At 71.6% G+C, this 282-nt stretch carries 1 pseudogene; it reads left to right on the forward strand.

The features are described from left to right. Nucleotides 1-282: pseudogene (locus AX737_RS07080) on the forward strand (RND transporter); the annotation flags it as partial.

Genomic DNA, 282 nt, shown 5'->3' on the forward strand with positions numbered 1-282 from the left:
CATCACCCTCATCCTCGGCACCGCCGCCTTCGCGCACGGCGACGAGGACCACGGCTCAACCGTTGAGGGCGCCGCCCTGATCGAGCCGCGCCAGACGACGCCGGCCTCGTCGGACCTCGCGCAGCGCCTGCCCGACGGCTCCGTCTTCGTGCCGAAGCCGACGCAACGGCTGCTGGTCCTGCGCACCATCATGACCGAGCAGGGCAGCTTCCACCGCTCGGTCGAGTTGCCGGGCCGCATCATCCCGGACCCGAACGCCAGCGGCGTCGTCCAGTCCTCGGT

This window comes from Methylobacterium sp. CCH5-D2, assembly GCF_001556475.1.
GTDB classification, from domain to species: domain Bacteria; phylum Pseudomonadota; class Alphaproteobacteria; order Rhizobiales; family Beijerinckiaceae; genus Methylobacterium; species Methylobacterium hispanicum.